Here is a 16,805-nt window from a genome sequence, read left to right as displayed (position 1 = left end):
GCCCTTGGGTCACCGCCGATGAACAAATCAGCGACTTTGACATGCGTGAGCTGCAAAAGAGATCATAAGTTTCCCGCAGCGCTATGACATGGATCACAGTGCCATTAATTCGGCCGGTGACGGACCGTCTATTCCGGCGTAACGTAGAGGTGCGTCCCCCTCCGCCTGGAGTTCTCCCAAGCCTGACCGCCGTGACTAGGCGTCGGCGGGGGTGGCCGTGGTGCGGTAGGTGCGCCAGATGGTGAGGTCGTAGCCGAGGCCGAGCGCGGCTCCCAGCAGCAGGGGCGCCCCCAGCAGGGCGAGGGGGCCGGTGAGCAGGGCGGTCGCGGCCATGGGGCTGACCGAGACCGCGATGCTGCGGGCCAGGCTGGTCATGCTGGCCGCGGTGGTGCGGTGGGCGGGCGCGACGGCGGCGGCGGTGAACGCCTGGCGAGCCGGGACGTCGATCTTCGACAGGGTCTGGCGGGCCAGCAGCAGGGCCACCGCCGTGCCGAGGGTCGGCGCGAACGGGACGCAGGCCAGCAGGACGTTGGCGGCGGCGTGCGGGAGCAGCATCGCGGCCAGCAGGCCCCGGCGGGCGGCCAGGAAGGGCACGGTGAGCTGGGCGAGGGCGGGCAGCAGGTTCGCGGCGAAGAAGACCAGGCCGAGCTGGGCGGTGGTGGCCCCGTAGCGGTGCGCGAACCACCAGGCCAGCACCGCCTGGACGGCCAGGCCGCCGGAGAAGGCGTCGAGGGCGAACAGGGCGGCCAAGCGGCGTACCGGGGCCGGCACGCGCGTTCCGGTGCGCTCGGGGGCGTCGCCGCGTTCCACCGTCCGGACGGCCTCGGCGTCGGGCGTCAGCCGCCGGAACAGCAGCACGGTGCCGGCCGCCAGGCCCGCGTACAGGACGAACGCGGCGTCGCCCGGCGTCGCCCACGTCTGGAGGCCCAGTCCCGCGGCGGCCAGGCCGCCGAGCGCCCCGGCCGCCATGGCGGCGACGTTGTAGCAGGTGAAGACGCGGGTGTGCCGGCCGGCCGGGCAGGTCTGGGCGAGGACGGCCTGCTCGACGCCGGAGAAGGGGGTGTTGTCGTTGGTGGACGGCGAGATGGTGCCGATGAACGCGGCGGCGATCAGGACGGGGTAGGACTCGCTGACCGCGAACAGGACGCCGGCCACGGCCATCAGGCAGCCGCAGGCCGTCAGCACCCGCCGCCGCCCCCAGGCGTCGGCGAACAGGCCGAGGACCAGGCTGGCGGCGACCGATCCGGCCGACGCGACGGCCAGCAGCAGGCCGACCTGCCAGGGCGCGTCGCCGTCCTCGGTGAGCATCTGCGCCAGCAGCACGCTGGTGCAGCCGTATCCGAAGGTGCGCAGCGCGCGTGCCGCGACGAGAAGACGGCCGTCACGTCCCAGGTCGCGGTAGAGGGGAGGAGTCGTCGGCGCTTTCGGCATGGGCCATGGTGGCGCGCGGCGCAGGCCGTCCACGCGCCTGAATGCCGAAGCTTTACCGGGCGGTCGGCGTTGGTCGAGGCGGGCCGCGCCCATCTCGCGCACGAGGCCGGCGAGCGCGCGGATGGCGTCGGTCTCGGCGTCGGAGCGCCAGATCAGGGCGTAGGCGAGGGTGTCCACCGGTACGAAGGACCGCCCGGCGAGCGCGTGGTCGGCGGCTGCGCTGTGGCCCGCGCTGCGCGAGACGCTGGCGGACCGGCCCGACGAGCTGGCGCTGCTGGAGGCGATGGAGGCCGAGCACGCCGCCGTCGACGAGGTCATCGCGGTGATCGGCACGGCCCTGGCCGACCCCGGCGCCCCGCTCGGGGACCTGATCGACTCCCTGTACACCGGTCTGAACGGCCACCTCAAGCACGAGGAGGACCAGACGCTGCCGCTGATCGGCCCTGACGCGCCCCGGCTGCTGCCGTGGCTGCTGGACGGTGCCACCGAGGAGGGCGCCGCGACGATGCTCGCCCCGCTGCCCCCGCCCGCCCGTGCCGCCTTCACCGCCCAGTGGCAGCCGGCCTACGCCGCACTGGACCGCTGGAACTTCGGCACCTGACGCCCGGCCGGTGGGCCCGCTTCCGCGGTCCAGGGGCCGGTTCGGCTGTCATGCCGGGATTTTCGGATGGTGTGCTGCTTTTGGGAGGAATCTGCTACAAACGTAGTTCGTCGTCGATCTTCCGTGCTGGGAACGCCGGGGTCGGCGACGTCGCCGTCTCCCCATCCGGGGTTGATCTGGGCGTTCCGCGGTGGCCGTGGACGGATGTCCGCCGGCACGGCGGACCGGGGGCAGGGAGGGTGCGGCGGTGCGACTGTGCTTTCTGGTCGAGGAGCAGTACCGGCGGGACGGGATGCCGATGGCGGTCATCGGCCAGCTCGCGGCGTGGGGCCACGAAGTGGACCTGGTGCGCCCCGGCGGCTCGCTCCTCAGCCTGGCGGAGACGATCTCCGCCGGGCGGCACGCGGCCTGGGTGCTGAAGACCGTGTCCGGCGGGCCCGGACTGAGCCTGCTGGAGGCCGCCTCCTCGGTCGGGCTGCGCACGATCAACGACGTCCGGGCGATCCGGCTCGTCCGGGACAAGGTGGTGGCCGCCGCGGTGGCCCACGACCGCGGCCTGCCGGTTCCGGCGACCCACGCCGCGCCGCGGGCCGAGCTCTTCGCCGAGCTGCCGGCGGACGCGTTCCCGCTGGTCGTCAAGCCCGCCGACGGCAGCAACGGCAGGGCGGTCCGCCTGTTCGAGCGTCCCGAGCAGCTGGCGGCCTGGCCGGACGGTGAAGGCATGGTGATCGCGCAGCCGTACGTGCCGAACACCGGCCTCGACCTGAAGGTGTACTGCGTCGCCGGGGACCTCTACGCCACCGAGAGCCGCTCGCCGCTGCGCCCCGACATGCCCCGCCACGAGCGCCCCGTCCCGCTGACGGCCGAGCTCGCCGCGCTCGCGGCCGAGGTCGGCCGTGTTTTCGGGCTCGACCTGTACGGGGTGGACATCCTCCTCGGCCCCGACGGGCCGGTCATCGTGGACATCAACGACTTCCCCAGCTTCCGTCAGGTGCCCGACGCGGTGCCCAAGGTGTCGCAGGCGATCCTGGACCTGGCCCGCGCGGACGTCCCCGAGGTGACGGAGCTCTGGCCGGCCGCGCATTCGGGCCTGCTGACCGCGCCGGAGGCGGTGTGAAGGTCGCCATGGTGACGGCCGACCGGCGGCATCCGCTGCTGACGGGCGCCGCCGAACTGCTGTCACCCCGGCACCGGGTGCAGTGGATCCATCCCGACGACGAGCCGCCGGCGCTGCCCGCCGACGTCTACCTCCTGAAGGCCCGGACGCCCCGTGCCCTCGCCCTCGCGCGCGCACTGGAGCGGAGCGGCGCGCCCGTCCTGAACCCGGCCGCCGCCACCGCCGACTGCCAGGACCGCGTGCTGATGGAGGAGATCGCGCTGCGCGCGGGGCTCCCGTTCGCGCGGGCCGTGGCCGTCTCCACGCCGCGCCGCCTGATCGATGAGGGGCCGCTGCCCTACCCCGTCGTGATCAAGAGCAGGCACAGCCGGTCCCGCGACCTGGTGACCCGCGCTGACGGCCCCGCGGACCTGCGCGCCCTGATGCCGGAATGGGCGGACGAGCCGGTGGTGGTGCAGCGGCTCGCGGCGAACGACGGCTGGGACCGCAAGCTCTGGATCATCGGCGGCCGGGTCTTCGCCGCGCTCCGCCCGTCGGAACTGGCCGCCCGGCCGCACGTCCTGCCGCCCGGCGACATCCCGCCCGCCTGGATCGACCTGGCCCACCGGGCAGGCGAGGCGTTCGGGCTGCAGGTCTTCGGCGTCGACGTCGTGTGCGGCCCCGGCCGGGATCCCCTCGTCGTCGACGTCAACGCCTTCCCCGGAGCCCGCGGCCAGGAAGGCGCCCCCGCGGCCCTCGCGGCGCTGGCCCTGCGCGCCGCCGAGGCAGGGGTGTAGCCAGTGCCACCCCCGGACTCATACCTGGGGGAGTGTGGGAGCCGGGCGCGCGTGATGATCTAGTGCGCATGGATGCGGTGAGGCTTCACTCGGTGAGCCGGAATTACGGGACGGGCGACGGCGCCGTCTGCGCCCTGGACGATGTCACGCTCGGCTTCGCCGCCGGGACGTTCACGGCGGTCATGGGCCCCTCGGGGTCCGGCAAGTCCACGCTGCTCCAGTGCGCGGCGGGCCTGGACCGGCCGTCGTCCGGGCGGGTCGAGGTGGCCGGCACCGACCTGGCCGGTCTCAGCGAGACCAAGCTGACGGTGCTGCGGCGGCAGCGGATCGGCTTCGTCTTCCAGGAGTTCAACCTGCTGCCCTCGCTGACCGCCGAGCAGAACGTCGGGCTGCCGCTGCGGCTGGCCGGGCACCGGCCCAAGCCGGCCGAGGTGGCGGCCGTGCTGGCGGAGGTCGGCCTGAAGAGCCGGGCCCGGCACCGGCCGGGCGAGATGTCGGGCGGCCAGCAGCAGCGGGTCGCGATCGCGCGGGCCCTCATCACCTGCCCGGCGGTGCTGTTCGCCGACGAGCCGACCGGCGCCCTCGACACCGTGACGTCCCGGGAGATCCTGGCCCTGCTGCGGGGCCTGGTCGACGAGCGCGCGCAGACCATCGTCATGGTGACGCACGATCCGGTCGCCGCCTCCTACGCCGACCGGGTCGTCTTCCTCGCCGACGGCAGGCTCGCCGGTGAGCTGCCGAACCCGTCCCCGCAGGCCGTCGCGGAGCGCATGGCGCGGCTGGAGGCGGCGCCGTGCTGAAGTCCCGGTGGGCGACGTTCGTCGCGCTGGCCCTCGGCGTCGGGCTGATGGCGACGATGGGGCTCGCCCTCGCGTCGGCCCTCACGAGCAACGCCGGGGCGGCACCGAAGCGGTATCCGGGCGCGCCGGTGGTGGTGGAGTCGCAGGTTCCGCCCGGCGCGGGTCTGCAGCCTGAGCTGGTCGCGCGGTTGTCGCAGCTTGGCAAGGCCGTGCCGGATCACGTTTTCTACGCGCAGATCCAGGACGGCCCGCAGGTCGGGCGGTCCTGGCCCGCCGCCGCCTACGGCCCCTACCGGATCGTGGCGGGCCGGGCACCTGCCGGGGACGAGGTCCTGGTCGCCGGAGCCCCGCACGTCCGGGTCGGCGAGCGTGTTCCGGTGCTCATGGCGGATGGCCCGCGCAGCTACCGCGTGTCCGGGACCGCCACCGGCGGCGAGCCCGCCGTCTTCTTCGCCGAGTCGGCCGCCGCGCGCCTGTCGCCCCAGGTCAACGCCCTGATCGTGCACGCCCCGATCGAGCGGGTCCGGGCCGCGGCCGGCTATGACGTCCAGGTGCGGCCCGGCCGGGACGCCACCGGGGACGACCCCCTCGGCGACACCGAGATCCTGCTCGGCATGTCCGGCGGCGTCGCCGGTTTCGTGGCGGTCTTCGTCGTGGCCTCCACCAGCGCCTTCGCCGTCGCGCAGCGCCGCCGCGAGCTCGCCCTGCTGCGCCTGGCCGGCGCGACGCCCCGGCAGGTGCGGTGGCTGCTCACCCGGGAGGCCCTGGTCACCGGGCTCGCCGCGTCGGTCCTCGGCTGCGCGGTGGCGCCCTTCTGCGCGCCGCTGCTCGGCGGAGCGCTGGTCGATCACGGCCTCGCGCCGCGCGGCTACGCGGTGACGACGACGTGGTGGCCGCTGCTGACGGCGTTCGCGACCGGCCTGACCGTGTCGCTGCTCGGCGTCCGCGCGGCCGCCCGGCGGGCGGGCCGGATCCGGCCCGCCGAGGCGCTGCGGGAGGCCGCCCTGGAGCACCGCATGTCGCCCTGGCGGTGGCTCGCGGGCCTGGCCGTCCTCGGGACGGGCCTGTGGATGCTGGTGCAGACGGCGGTGGCCGACCCCGCGGCCGCCGCGAACCGGAAGCAGTTCCTGCCCACGATCATGCTGCTGATCTGGGGCGTCGCGCTGCTGGCGCCGGTGGTCGTGCCGCCGGTCGCGCGGCTGGCGACCTGGCCGCTGACCTGGGCGCGCGGCGCGGTGGCGCTGGTCGTCCGGGAGAACGCGCGGACCTCGGCGCGGCGGACGGCCACCGCCGCCGCGCCCGTCCTGGTCACGCTCGGCCTGACCGCGGCGCTGCTCGGCACCACCGCGACGGTCACCGCCGCGAAGGACGACACGCTGCGCGCCCGCCACCCCGGCGCGTATGTCGTCGTCCCGGCGGGCACGCCCGGCCTGAACCGGGAGGTGGTGCGGAGGGTGCGGGCCCTCCCCGGCGCGCGGACCGTCACCCGGGTGCCGACCGCCGTCGACGGGTACGACGCCATGGGGACCGAGGGCCTGGACGACGGCTCGATCGCCGTCACCGGGGAGTGGCACCGCCGCGTCGGCGACCGCGTGGACGTCCGCCTCGCCGACGGCACCCGCAAGTCGCTCACCGTCACCCAGGTCCGCCGCCCCCGCCTGAACGACGACGAGGTGCTGGTCTCCCTGGCCAACGCCGGTGACGGCCTGGCCGAGTCGATCGACGTCACGCTTCCCGGCGGAAAGCCCGCACTGGAGGGCGCCGTCCGCGGCCTCGGCGCCAAGGTCGTCGCCAAGGACGCCTGGCTCGCGCGGGCCTCCACCGAGAGCAACCGCTACAGCCGCCTCGGCATGCTCGTCGTCCTCGGCATCGCCCTGCTCTACTGCGCCATCGCGATCGCCGCGACGCTCATGATGGCCAGGGCCGACCACTCGGCGCTGCGGCTGATCGGGGCGACCCGCCGCCAGGTCCGCCGGCTGGTCGTCGCCGAGGCGCTGGTCGTGGTGCTGATCGGGGCGGTCCTCGCCGCGCTGGTGACGGCGCTCGGCCTCGGCGGCCTGTGGGCGGCGCTCGCCACGCTGGACGGCCCGGCGCCCGCGATCGTCGTGCCGTGGGGGCCGGTCGCCGGCGTGCTGGCCCTCTGCGCGCTGATCGCGGCGGCGGCATCGAAAGATCAGGTTAATTAACGGTCATTGGTATGGACTTAGTCCAAAGGGTCGAACTACCGTCCCGATCACCCCTCTCTCGAAGGTGATCATGAAGAGTCTCCGCTGGATCGTCCCCCTCGCCCTCGGCGCCACGGCCCTCGGTGTCCCCGCCGCCCACGCCGCACCCCGCAAGGAATGCCCCAGGCTGGACAGCGGCCTCAGCTGGTACGGCGACAACCGCGCCAAGCTCCAGCAGTTCCTCTGCGCCGGCCACCGGGGGCGCGTGGCCCTCTTCGACTGGGACAACACCGTCGTCAAGAACGACGTCGGCGACGCCACCACCTACTGGCTGCTGCGCAACGACAAGGTCCTCCAGCCCGCCCGCCAGGACTGGCGGACGACCAGCCGGTTCCTCACCGGCGAGGCCGCCGCCGCGCTCAAGGCCGCCTGCGGGACCTCCGTCCGCCCCGGCCGCCCCCTGCCGACCAGCACCGACACCGCGTGCGCCGACGAGATCCTGTCGGTCTACGGCTCGGCCAAGACCACCGGCGGCGCCGCCGCGTTCGCCGGCTGGAACCACCGCCGCACCGAGCCGTCCTACGCCTGGGCCGCGCAGCTCCTCGCCGGGCACACCCCCGGCGAGGTCCGCCGGTTCGCCGCCGCCGCCCGCGCCGAGAACCTGAAGGCGCCGGTGGACGCCGTCCAGACCGTCGGCTCCCACCAGGTCACCGGCTGGGTCCGCTACTACGACCAGCAGCGCGACCTGATCAGGAAGCTGCGGCGGGCCGGGCTGGACGTGTGGATCGTCTCGGCGTCCGCGCAGCCGGTCGTGCAGGTGTGGGCGCGCGGCGCCGGCGTCCGCCCCGACCACGTGATCGGCATCGAGAACACCCGCCGCGCCGGCCGCCTCACCGCGCGGCTGACCGGCTGCGGCGGCGACCCCGACGCGATCACCTACATCGACGGCAAGCGCTGCGCCGTCAACCGCCGCGTGCTGGGCGTGCCCGAGCGCCGCGCCTACGAGCAGGCCCCCGCGTGGCGCCGCCAGGCCTTCGCCGCCGGCGACTCCGACACCGACGTCACCTTCGTCTCCGACGCGACGGACCTGCGCCTGGTGCTGAACCGCAACAAGGCCGAGCTGATGTGCCGCGGCTACTTCAACGCCGACGGCAAGTGGCTGGTCAACCCGATGTTCCTCCAGCCGAAGGGCCGCAAGAGCACGCGCTACCCGTGCTCGACGACCGCCTACACCGCCCCGGACGGCACGCCCGGCCCGGTCCGGGAGAACGGCCGGATCGTGCCCGACCAGGCCGACACCGTCTTCAGCCCGTGATGAGCCAGCGCTTGCCGGACTTGCGCAGGGTGTAGCGGGCGGCGAGCAGCCCGCCCGGACGCGCCGGTTCGCCCTTCCAGGCCAGGTCCTGGAAGGGCACCGACACCTCGTCGAAGTGCATGCCCGGCTCTGCGGTCGGCACCGCCACCGTGCGCAGCGCCTTCAGGTCCTGCGGGCGCAGCCTCGCGCGCGCCGCCCGCAGGCCGCCCGCGCACCCCTTGGGCCTGCCGAAGGCGATGCGCTCGTATTCGGGTGCCAGCAGAGCGCAGGCGCCCTTGTCGCCGGACGCGATCGCGTGCAGGTAGGAGGCCAGCGCCGCACGCGCGGCCTCGGACCACTCCGCCCGGACGGCGGCGGGGCGCTTGGGCCCCGGCGCGGGCGGGACCGGGGAGCCGACGGGCTTTTCGTCACTGCACGCGCCGAGCGTCAGGCACAGCGCCAGGGCCGTCAGGAACGGGCGGACGGACACAGGGACCTCCCGGGAAGACGAGGCGATCCTGCCATTCGCCGCGACCGCCCGAAAGGCCTAATAAGTCAGCCCGTACCCGATCGGGTGGCCCGCCACGGGGACGGGCAGCTTGGCGGTCGGCTTCACCTTCCCCGCCAGGACCTTGGCCAGCGCGTTCACCGACGTCGAGCTGGAGGAGTACGTGGCGAGCGCCGCCTTCGCGCCCGCCGCGTGGTCCAGGACGTAGGGGCTGCCGAGCGCCGCGACCACGACCGTCCGGCCGCGCGGGACCGCCGGGCGGGAGTTCAGCGCGGTGACGACGAGGACGCCCGCCGACGACGCCGGCGCGATCCGCACGCCCTGCTTGCGCAGCGCGGCGGTGAGCGTCTCGCTGTGCGGGCCGGTCACCGCGACCGTCCGGCTCCTCAGCGGCAGCGCGCCGTCGTTGCGGACCAGGGTGACCGAGCGTTCGGCGACGCGCCGCGCGACGGCGCGGTGCGCGGCCGAGCCGATGACGGCGTCCGCGCGGGCCGGGTCCACCCGGGTCCCCTTGAACAGGCCGCGCCGCTCCTTCATCCGCAGGATGCGCTCGACGGCCTCGTCCAGCCGCTTGCGGGAGATCTTGCCGGACTTCACCGCCTTCAGCACCGCGTCGTAGGCGCGCGGCAGGTCCGGCGGCATGAGCAGCTGGTCGGCCCCGGCGTTGATCGCGCGGACGGGCACGACTGAGTCGCCGTACTTGCGGCGCACCCCGGCCATCCGCAGCGAGTCGGTGATGATGACGCCCCGGTAGCCGAGCCTGCCGCGCAGCAGCCCGGTGAGCACGGTCTTGGACAGCGTCGCGGGGTCGCCCGAGGAGTCGAGCCCCGGCACCACGATGTGCGCCGACATGATCGAGTCGACGCCGGCGGCGGCCGCCGCGCGGAACGGCGGCGCGTCGACGCGCTCCCACTGCTTGGCCGAGTGCCTGATCACCGGCAGGCCGGTGTGGCTGTCGGTGGCGGTGTCGCCGTGGCCGGGGAAGTGCTTGGCGGTGGCGGCGACCCCGGCGGACTGGTAGCCGGCGACGGCGGCCGACACCATCGAGGCGACCCGGTTCCCGTCGGCGCCGAACGAGCGGACGCCGATGACCGGGTTGGCGGGGTTGACGTTCACGTCGGCGTCGGGCGCGTAGTCCTGGTTGATGCCGACGGCGCGCAGCTCGGTGCCGGTGACGCGGGCGGCGTCGCGGGCGTTGGCCGGGTCGCCGGTGGCGCCGAGCGCCATGTTGCCGGGGAAGCGGGTCAGGTAGCGGGCGCGGCTGACCAGGCCCTGCTCCTCGTCCACGCCGATCAGCAGCGGGACCTTGGACGCCTTCTGCAGCGTGTTGGACAGCTCGGCGGTCTGGCGGGGCGTGCGCAGGTTGGGCGGGAAGTAGATGAACCCGCCGACCTTGTACTTCTTGATCATCGCCTTGCCGTCGGCGGCGCCCGCCACCGTCGGCACGAACAGCTGCCCGACCTTCTCGGCGTCGCTCATCCCGCCGAGCAGGTCGGAGACGTAGGCGCCCTCGCGCTGCGCGTTCGGTCTCACCTCGCCCCCCGGCGGCCGGGGCCCCTTCGCCGCGTCGTCGCCGCAGCCGGCCAGCGGCAGGGCGGCCGCCGCCGCGGCGACGAGGGCGAGTGAACGTGAGGCGCGCACCAGGTCAGGCTCCCAGCAAGGTCGTTATCGGTTCGTGATCCGACCTGCGACGTTAACGGCTCCGCTGCCCGCTGTCGACCCGGGCCGGCGGGGGCGGCGGGTAGCCGAGGCGGCGCAGCGCGAGCGAGGCCGCGCCGACCGCGCCGTCGCCGGCGCGGCGCGGCGCCTCGGCGAACCGGTCGGTCAGCCCGGCCCGGACGGCGTCGGCGACGGGTCCCTCGCGCAGCACCGACCCGTGCATCACCACCGGCGCGCAGGGGTCGCCGAGCGCCGGGCGCACCGCGTCGACGTCGCGCAGCAGCCACTCGGCGGCCTCGGAGATGATCTGCCGGGCCACCGCGTCGCCCGCGGTCGCGGCGTCGGCGACGACCGGGCCGAGCCGGCCGAGCGCGGCGGGCGGCCGCCCGTACACCTCCTTGATGATCGCCTGGGCGAGCTGCGGGTTCGGCGCCGGCTCGGCGGGCCCGGCCAGCACCAGCGTGCTGCCGCCGCCCGCGCCGGGCAGGACGGTCGAGCCGGCCAGCGCCAGCGCCCGCCGGTGCCGGGACCGGCAGCGGGCGCCGTCCAGCTGGGCGACCACCGCCCCGCCGAGCAGCGCGCGCGGCACCGCGTCGGTCAGGACCGTCGCGCGGGCGCGGCCGTCCAGCGCGGCGAGCGCCGCGCCGACCGCCTCCCGGCCGAGCCAGACCGCCGAGCCCTGGTCGCCGACCAGCCAGCCGTAGCCGTCGGCGCGCTGCACGATCGCGCCGTCGTTGATGACGGCCGCGCCGGCGCCGGTGCCGGAGAAGACCACGATCCCCTTGGGCGCGGTCGTCCCGGCGGCGAACGCCACCGCGATATCGGTCACCACCGCGGGCGAGCCGCGCAGCCCGGCCGCGTGCCAGGCCGACCGGGCGGCCGTGACGGCGGCGGGCCGGCCGGCCGAGCCGGCCCCGGCGATGCCGAAGACGCCGCCGATGACGAGCGAGCGGTCGATGTCGCCGAGGGCCTCGCGCAGGGCCGTGGAGAGCGCACCCGCGGTGTCGCCCCCGGAGTTGGGGTTGGCTCCGGGACCGGTTCCGCAACCGGCCAGGGTGCCCCCGAGCGTTAGTACGACACAGCGGGTCTTCGTGCCACCCGCGTCTATGCCGATCACGAACGGACCGGCCAAATGGGTCAACACATGGCGACCGTAGCCTTTTCTGGCGTTGACGTGACATCTCGCATGTAAGAAAATTTCCTCCATGAGGAAACCCACCGGCTCAGAGTCGGGGAGCACGGCCGAGGGCGGTGCGCCCCGGGGCGACGCGGCGGCCAAGGAGGGCACGCCGCTGAGCACCGTGGTGCGGGTGCGCTCGCTACTGCCCTCGCTGCCCCCGGCCGAGCGACGAGTCGCTCAACGCGTCATCGACGATCCCGAAGGGGTCGCCAACTCGACCATCACCGAACTCGCCCACAACTGCGGCACCTCCGAGACCACGGTCATCAGGTTCTGCCGGGCGATCGGGTTCCATGGTTACCCAGAGCTCCGGCTGACCCTGGCCACCGAGGCGGGCCGGGCGCAGAGCGCCAGCGGCGGCCGGGTCATCGGCAGCGACATCAGCCCCGACGACTCGCTCGAGCAGATCGTGGAGAAGGTGACCTTCGCCGACGCCCGCGCCGTCGAGGAGACCGCCGCCCAGCTCGACATCAAGACGCTGGAGCAGGTGGTGGACGCCATCGCGGCCGCCCACCGCGTCGACGTCTACGGCGTCGGCGCCAGCGCCTTCGTCGCCGCCGACTTCCAGCAGAAGCTGCACCGCATCGGCCGGATCTGCAGCGCCTGGTCCGACGCCCACATCATGCTGACCAGCGCCGCCGTCCTCGGCGTCGGCGACGTGGCCATCGGCATCAGCCACACCGGCGCCACCGTGGAGACCATCGACGCGCTCGAGGTCGCCCGGGGGCGGGGCGTCACCACGATCGGCCTCACCAATTTCCCCAAGTCCCCCATCGCGGACGTGGCGGACCTTATCCTGACGACGGCGGCGCGGGAGACCACGTTCCGATCCGGTGCGACCGCCAGCCGGCTGGCGCAGCTGACCGTGGTCGACTGCGTGTTCGTCGGCGTCGCGCAGCGCACCTTCGGATCCACCCGCACGGCCCTGGAGGCCACGTTCGAGGCGGTCCGCGGCCGGACCGTGCGACCCGACCGGAGGCGTCGGTGATCGACTGCGATCTGCCCACCGAGGGCCGCAACCCGCGCACCCTGGACGTCGACACCCTGCCCACGCTGGACGTGCTGCGCCTGATCAACACCGAGGACGCCACGGTCCCCACGGTGGTGGCCGCCGTGCTGCCCCAGATCGCCGAACTGGTCGACCTGGCCGTGGTCTCCCTGCGCGCGGGCGGGCGGGTGCACTACTTCGGGGCCGGCACCTCGGGCCGGCTGGCGGTCATCGACGCCGCCGAACTGCCGCCCACGTTCGGGATCTGGGGCCGCGTCGTCGCGCACCACGCGGGCGGCCCCGGCGCGCTCTCCCAGGCCGTCTCCGACGTGGAGGACGACCGCGACCTCGGCGCCCGCGACGCCGCCGAGGTCCGGGCCGGCGACATCGCCGTCGGCATCGCCGCGAGCGGGCGCACCCCCTACGTGGTCGGCGCGCTGCGCGCCGCCGCGGCGGCCGGCGCCCGCACCGCCCTGATCAGCTGCAACCCCGACACCCCCTACGGCGAGGAGGTCGAGGTCCACATCGGGCTCGCCACCGGCCCCGAGGTGATCAGCGGCTCCACCCGGATGAAGGCCGGCACCGCCACCAAGCTGGTGCTGAACTCCTTCTCCACCACCCTGATGATCCGGCTCGGCCGGACCTACTCCAACCTGATGGTGAGCGTGAACGCGCTCAACGCCAAGCTGCGCACCCGGCTCGTGCGCATCCTCACCGAGGCCACCGGCATGGACGCCCGGACCTGCGAGAACGCGCTCGCCGAAGCCGGGGGCAACACCCGCGTCGCCCTGGTCTCCCTCCTCGGCGAGGTCCCGGCCGCCCGCGCGACGACGGTCCTGGAAGAGACCGACGGCGGGGTCAGAGAGGCCCTGCAACGCCTGAGGACGGCCTGAGCACCCGATAGGTCTGCGGCCCGCCGCAGCGGGCCGCAGACCACCGCTCAGCCCAGGTAGGGGCGCAGCTCCTGCCGGGCGACGGTCCGGATGTGGACCTCGTCCGGGCCGTCGAAGATGCGCATGGCGCGGGCCCAGGCGTACATCGCGGCCAGCGGGGTGTCGCCGGAGACGCCCGCCCCGCCGTGGACCTGGATGGCGCGGTCGATGACCTGGCAGGCGGTGCGCGGCACCACGGCCTTGATGGCGGCGATCTCGGTGCGGGCGCCCTTGGCGCCGTGCCTGTCGATCAGCCAGGCCGTCTTCAGGGTGAGCAGGCGGGCCTGCTCGATCGCCATCCGGGACTCGGCGATCTGCTCCTGGACGACGCCCTGCGCGGCCAGGGGCTTGCCGAAGGCGACGCGGTCGGCGGCGCGGCGGCACATCAGCTCCAGCGCCCGCTCGGCCATGCCGAGGGCGCGCATGCAGTGGTGGATGCGGCCGGGCCCGAGGCGGGCCTGGGCGATCATGAAGCCGTCGCCCTCGCCCGCGATGAGGTTGGCGGCCGGCACCCGCACGTCCTCGAAGACGATCTCGGAGTGGCCGTGCTGGTCCTGGTAGCCGAAGACGGGCAGGTGCCGCAGCACGGTGACGCCCGGGGTGTCGCGGGGGACCAGGATCTGCGACTGCTGGCGGTGCACCGGCGCGTCCGGGTCGGTCTTGCCCATCACGATGAAGATCGTGCAGCGCTCGTCGGCGGCGCCGGTGATGAACCACTTGCGGCCGTTGACGACGTAGTCGCCGCCGTCGCGCTCGATGGAGGTGGTGATGTTGGTCGCATCGGAGGAGGCCACCTCCGGCTCGGTCATCGCGAACGCCGAGCGGATCTCGCCGTCCAGCAGCGGGTCCAGCCACCGCTTCTTCTGCTCGCGCGTCCCGAACATGTGCAGGACCTCCATGTTGCCGGTGTCGGGGGCGGCGCAGTTGACCGCCTCCGGCGCCAGCTCGTGGGAGCGTCCCGTCAGCTCGGCGAGGGTGGCGTACTCCAGGTTCGTCAGGCCCGACACGTCGGGCAGGAACAGGTTCCACAGGCCGCGGCGGCGGGCCTCGGCCTTCAGCTCCTCGACGACGGGCGGCAGCGCGTGCGGGTCGTTCGCGGCCCGCCATTCGGCGTAGCCGCGTTCGGCCGGGTACACGTGCCCGTCCATGAACTCCTGGAGTTTCGCCTGGTACTCGCGTGCCTTCGGGCTGAGTTCGAAGTCCATGGGACCAGTTTGACAGAATGGTGTTCGGTTTACTCGGCGGGGACGCCGGATGGACGTGAACGCCCCGGTCGGGCATGGTGGGTGTCCACGATGTCCCTCCAGTCGCGCCTGCAGCCGGCCGATGCCTCGGCGCCGCCCAGGCCCACACCGCCCGCCAGCCGTGCCCGCGCCGCCGCGCGCCGGCACCGGCTGTTCCTGTGCGTGCTCACCGCCGGGGTGCTGCTCCGCGTCGTGGTGACGCTCGGCTACCGGCCGCTGATGTGGTTCCCCGACTCCGACGACTACCTGTCCGGCGCGGTGAACCCCAACCCCAACCTGATCCGGCCCAGCGGATACTCCCTGTTCCTCTGGCTGCTCAAACCCTTCCACAGCCTCCCGCTGGTCGGGCTGGCCCAGCACGCGCTCGGCGTCGGCATCGCGGTCCTGCTGTACACGCTGCTGAGACGCAGGGTGGCGCCGTGGCTCGCCGCGCTCGCCACCGCGCCGCTGCTGCTGGACGGCGACGTCCTGCAGTTCGAGCACCTGCTGATGTCCGACACCCTGTTCACGTTCCTGGTGATGGCCGCCGTCGCTGCGCTGCTGCGGCCGGGCCACCGCTGGACGGTCGCCGCCGGCGCGCTGCTCGGCCTCGCCACGATCACCCGCTCGGCCGGGCTGCCGCTGCTGCTCCTGCTGGCGCTGTACCTGCTGGTCCGGCGGGCCGGCTGGCGGGTCGGGCTGGCCGCGGTGACGGCGGGCGCGGTGCCGGTGATCGGCTACTCGTCCTGGTTCGCGGCCCAGCACGGCGAGTTCACGCTGACCCGCAGCACCGGGGTGTTCCTGTACGGGCGGGTCGCGCCGTTCGCCGACTGCCGCACGATGCGGCCGCCGGTCGAGGAGATGCCGCTCTGCCTTGCGGGCGACCCGGCCGAGCGCTCGGTCTACCGGTCCTACATCTGGGGGCCCGGCGCGGCCCGGCACCGGCTGGAGGCCGAGGGGTTCGGCACGCAGGGCGAGCGCTACGGCCGCTCCTTCGCCGTCCGCGCCATCCTGGCCCAGCCGGGCGACTACCTGCGGGTGGCCGGCACCGACGTGGCGCGCACGTTCCGCTGGACCCACCCGCAGTTCCCCGACGCCACGACCTACGGCTACTACCTGTTCAAGCCCGGACCCGCCCACGCCGGCGACCAGGCCGAACGGTTCTACCGCCGCTACGACGCGGGCTACACGCGGCCGCACGCCGTCCAGCCGTACGCCCGGTTCCTCGGCGCCTACCAGCAGACGGTGTACCTGCCCGGCACGCTGCTCGGCGTCGTGCTGCTGATCGGGGCGGTGCGGATCGTCCGGGAGCGGCGCGACCTCGGCGGCGAGCGGCTGCTGCCCTGGACGATCGGGGTGACGCTGCTGGTCGTCCCGGCGTTCACCGCCCAGTTCGACTACCGGTACGTCATGCCGGCCGTCCCGCTGCTGCTCTTGGCCGCGGCTATGGGATCGCGTGACCACTCGCCTACCATCGGGCCGTGACAGTCAAAGCTGTGATCACCGACTGGGGCGGCGTGCTGACCTCCCCGCTGAACGATGCGATCGACCTGTGGCTGGCCGCCGACCGGATCGACGTCGCCCGCTACAAGTCGGTCATGCGCGCCTGGGTCAAGCAGGCCTACGACGGCGGGACGGTCAACCCGATCCACGGGCTGGAGGACGGGACGCTCGAACCGGCCGAGTTCGAGCGGCTGCTCGCCGCCGAGCTGCTGGACGTGGACGGCGGCGCCGTCCTGGCCGAGGGCCTGATCGCCCGCATGTTCGCCGAGTTCGCCCCGGTCGAGCCGATGTATCAGGTGCTGCGCGAGGTCCGCGCGAACGGCGTCCGGACGGCGCTGCTGTCCAACTCCTGGGGCAACGTCTACCCGCGCGAGCTGTTCGCCGGCGTCTTCGACGCCGTGGTGATCTCGTGCGAGGTCGGGCTGCGCAAGCCGGACGAGCGGATCTTCCGGCACACCCTGGACCTGCTCGGCCTGGACGCCGCCGACTGCGTGTTCATCGACGACATCGAGCACAACGTGCGCGCCGCCGAGAGCCTGGGCATCCGCGGGCTCCTGCACACCGCCCCCGAGCCGACGATCGAGGCCCTGCGCTCCCTCGGCGCCCTCTGACCACCTAAAATCGACGA

General features: G+C 74.1%; 15 protein-coding genes. 10 read left to right on the top strand and 5 right to left on the bottom strand.

Annotation, left to right across the window (positions count from 1 at the left end):
* Positions 1-195: 195 nt before the first annotated feature.
* Positions 196-1,608, bottom strand: coding sequence for an MFS transporter (locus tag ACRB68_RS25915; protein ID WP_153536705.1), 1,413 nt, complete (start codon positions 1,606-1,608; stop codon positions 196-198).
* Between ACRB68_RS25915 and ACRB68_RS25910 the strand changes: the two genes are divergently transcribed.
* From ACRB68_RS25910 to ACRB68_RS25885, 6 genes are all read left to right on the top strand, one after another.
* Complete coding sequence (locus tag ACRB68_RS25910; protein ID WP_328594777.1) at positions 1,601-2,032, top strand: hemerythrin domain-containing protein; 432 nt, start codon at positions 1,601-1,603, stop codon at positions 2,030-2,032. The two genes, ACRB68_RS25915 and ACRB68_RS25910, sit on opposite strands and share 8 nt — an antisense overlap.
* 247 nt (positions 2,033-2,279) lie before the next feature.
* Entirely contained in the window at positions 2,280-3,149 is an 870-nt protein-coding gene (locus ACRB68_RS25905) for an ATP-grasp domain-containing protein (protein ID WP_207709824.1), read from the top strand.
* Positions 3,146-3,925 (top strand): ATP-grasp domain-containing protein, encoded by a 780-nt coding sequence (locus ACRB68_RS25900; protein ID WP_207709823.1) that lies wholly within the window; start codon positions 3,146-3,148, stop codon positions 3,923-3,925. Before ACRB68_RS25905 ends, ACRB68_RS25900 begins: the two co-directional genes overlap by 4 nt.
* A 68-nt stretch (positions 3,926-3,993) precedes the next feature.
* The gene (locus tag ACRB68_RS25895) at positions 3,994-4,725 is read left to right on the top strand and encodes an ABC transporter ATP-binding protein (protein ID WP_153536703.1); all 732 of its coding nucleotides are present in this window, start codon (positions 3,994-3,996) and stop codon (positions 4,723-4,725) included.
* Positions 4,719-6,911: an FtsX-like permease family protein gene (locus ACRB68_RS25890; RefSeq protein WP_153536701.1), complete on the top strand. Its 2,193-nt coding sequence runs from the start codon at positions 4,719-4,721 to the stop codon at positions 6,909-6,911. Before ACRB68_RS25895 ends, ACRB68_RS25890 begins: the two co-directional genes overlap by 7 nt.
* Before the next feature lie 70 nt (positions 6,912-6,981).
* Entirely contained in the window at positions 6,982-8,205 is a 1,224-nt protein-coding gene (locus ACRB68_RS25885; RefSeq protein ID WP_153536699.1) for a haloacid dehalogenase-like hydrolase, read from the top strand.
* On the opposite strand, the gene ACRB68_RS25880 is transcribed toward ACRB68_RS25885, so the two are convergent.
* Genes ACRB68_RS25880 through ACRB68_RS25870 form a run of 3 tightly spaced genes read right to left on the bottom strand, consistent with a single transcriptional unit; the run spans position 8,195 to position 11,495 of the window.
* Positions 8,195-8,674, bottom strand: coding sequence for a hypothetical protein (locus tag ACRB68_RS25880; protein WP_153536697.1), 480 nt, complete (start codon positions 8,672-8,674; stop codon positions 8,195-8,197). The two genes, ACRB68_RS25885 and ACRB68_RS25880, sit on opposite strands and share 11 nt — an antisense overlap.
* A gap of 57 nt (positions 8,675-8,731) precedes the next feature.
* Positions 8,732-10,333: a glycoside hydrolase family 3 protein gene (locus ACRB68_RS25875; protein ID WP_328594774.1), complete on the bottom strand. Its 1,602-nt coding sequence runs from the start codon at positions 10,331-10,333 to the stop codon at positions 8,732-8,734.
* Between the two features lie 52 nt (positions 10,334-10,385).
* Entirely contained in the window at positions 10,386-11,495 is a 1,110-nt protein-coding gene (locus ACRB68_RS25870) for an N-acetylglucosamine kinase (protein WP_328594773.1), read from the bottom strand.
* A gap of 61 nt (positions 11,496-11,556) precedes the next feature.
* Here ACRB68_RS25870 and ACRB68_RS25865 point away from each other — a divergent pair, with 61 nt between their 5' ends.
* Together ACRB68_RS25865 and ACRB68_RS25860 are read left to right on the top strand one after the other, a co-directional pair.
* The gene (locus ACRB68_RS25865) at positions 11,557-12,519 is read left to right on the top strand and encodes a MurR/RpiR family transcriptional regulator (RefSeq protein ID WP_153536693.1); all 963 of its coding nucleotides are present in this window, start codon (positions 11,557-11,559) and stop codon (positions 12,517-12,519) included.
* Positions 12,516-13,412, top strand: coding sequence for an N-acetylmuramic acid 6-phosphate etherase (locus tag ACRB68_RS25860; protein WP_328594772.1), 897 nt, complete (start codon positions 12,516-12,518; stop codon positions 13,410-13,412). The genes ACRB68_RS25865 and ACRB68_RS25860 overlap by 4 nt, the downstream gene beginning before the upstream one ends.
* A 47-nt stretch (positions 13,413-13,459) precedes the next feature.
* Here the strand turns inward: ACRB68_RS25860 and ACRB68_RS25855 are convergent, their stop codons facing one another.
* On the bottom strand, positions 13,460-14,656 hold the full coding sequence (locus ACRB68_RS25855) for an acyl-CoA dehydrogenase family protein (protein WP_153536691.1): 1,197 nt from the start codon (positions 14,654-14,656) through the stop codon (positions 13,460-13,462).
* A 90-nt stretch (positions 14,657-14,746) separates the two neighbouring features.
* On the opposite strand from ACRB68_RS25855, the gene ACRB68_RS25850 reads away from it, so the two are divergent.
* Positions 14,747-16,159, top strand: a complete 1,413-nt coding sequence (locus ACRB68_RS25850) for a hypothetical protein (RefSeq protein ID WP_153536689.1) — start codon at positions 14,747-14,749, stop codon at positions 16,157-16,159.
* Positions 16,156-16,788: an HAD family hydrolase gene (locus ACRB68_RS25845; protein WP_328594770.1), complete on the top strand. Its 633-nt coding sequence runs from the start codon at positions 16,156-16,158 to the stop codon at positions 16,786-16,788. Before ACRB68_RS25850 ends, ACRB68_RS25845 begins: the two co-directional genes overlap by 4 nt.
* Positions 16,789-16,805 lie beyond the last annotated feature (17 nt).

The organism is Actinomadura macrotermitis (genome assembly GCF_009604375.1).
Taxonomy (GTDB): Bacteria; Actinomycetota; Actinomycetes; order Streptosporangiales; family Streptosporangiaceae; genus Spirillospora; species Spirillospora macrotermitis.
Note: the sequence above shows the minus strand (reverse complement) of the source record. Positions and strands in the feature narration are given on the sequence as shown.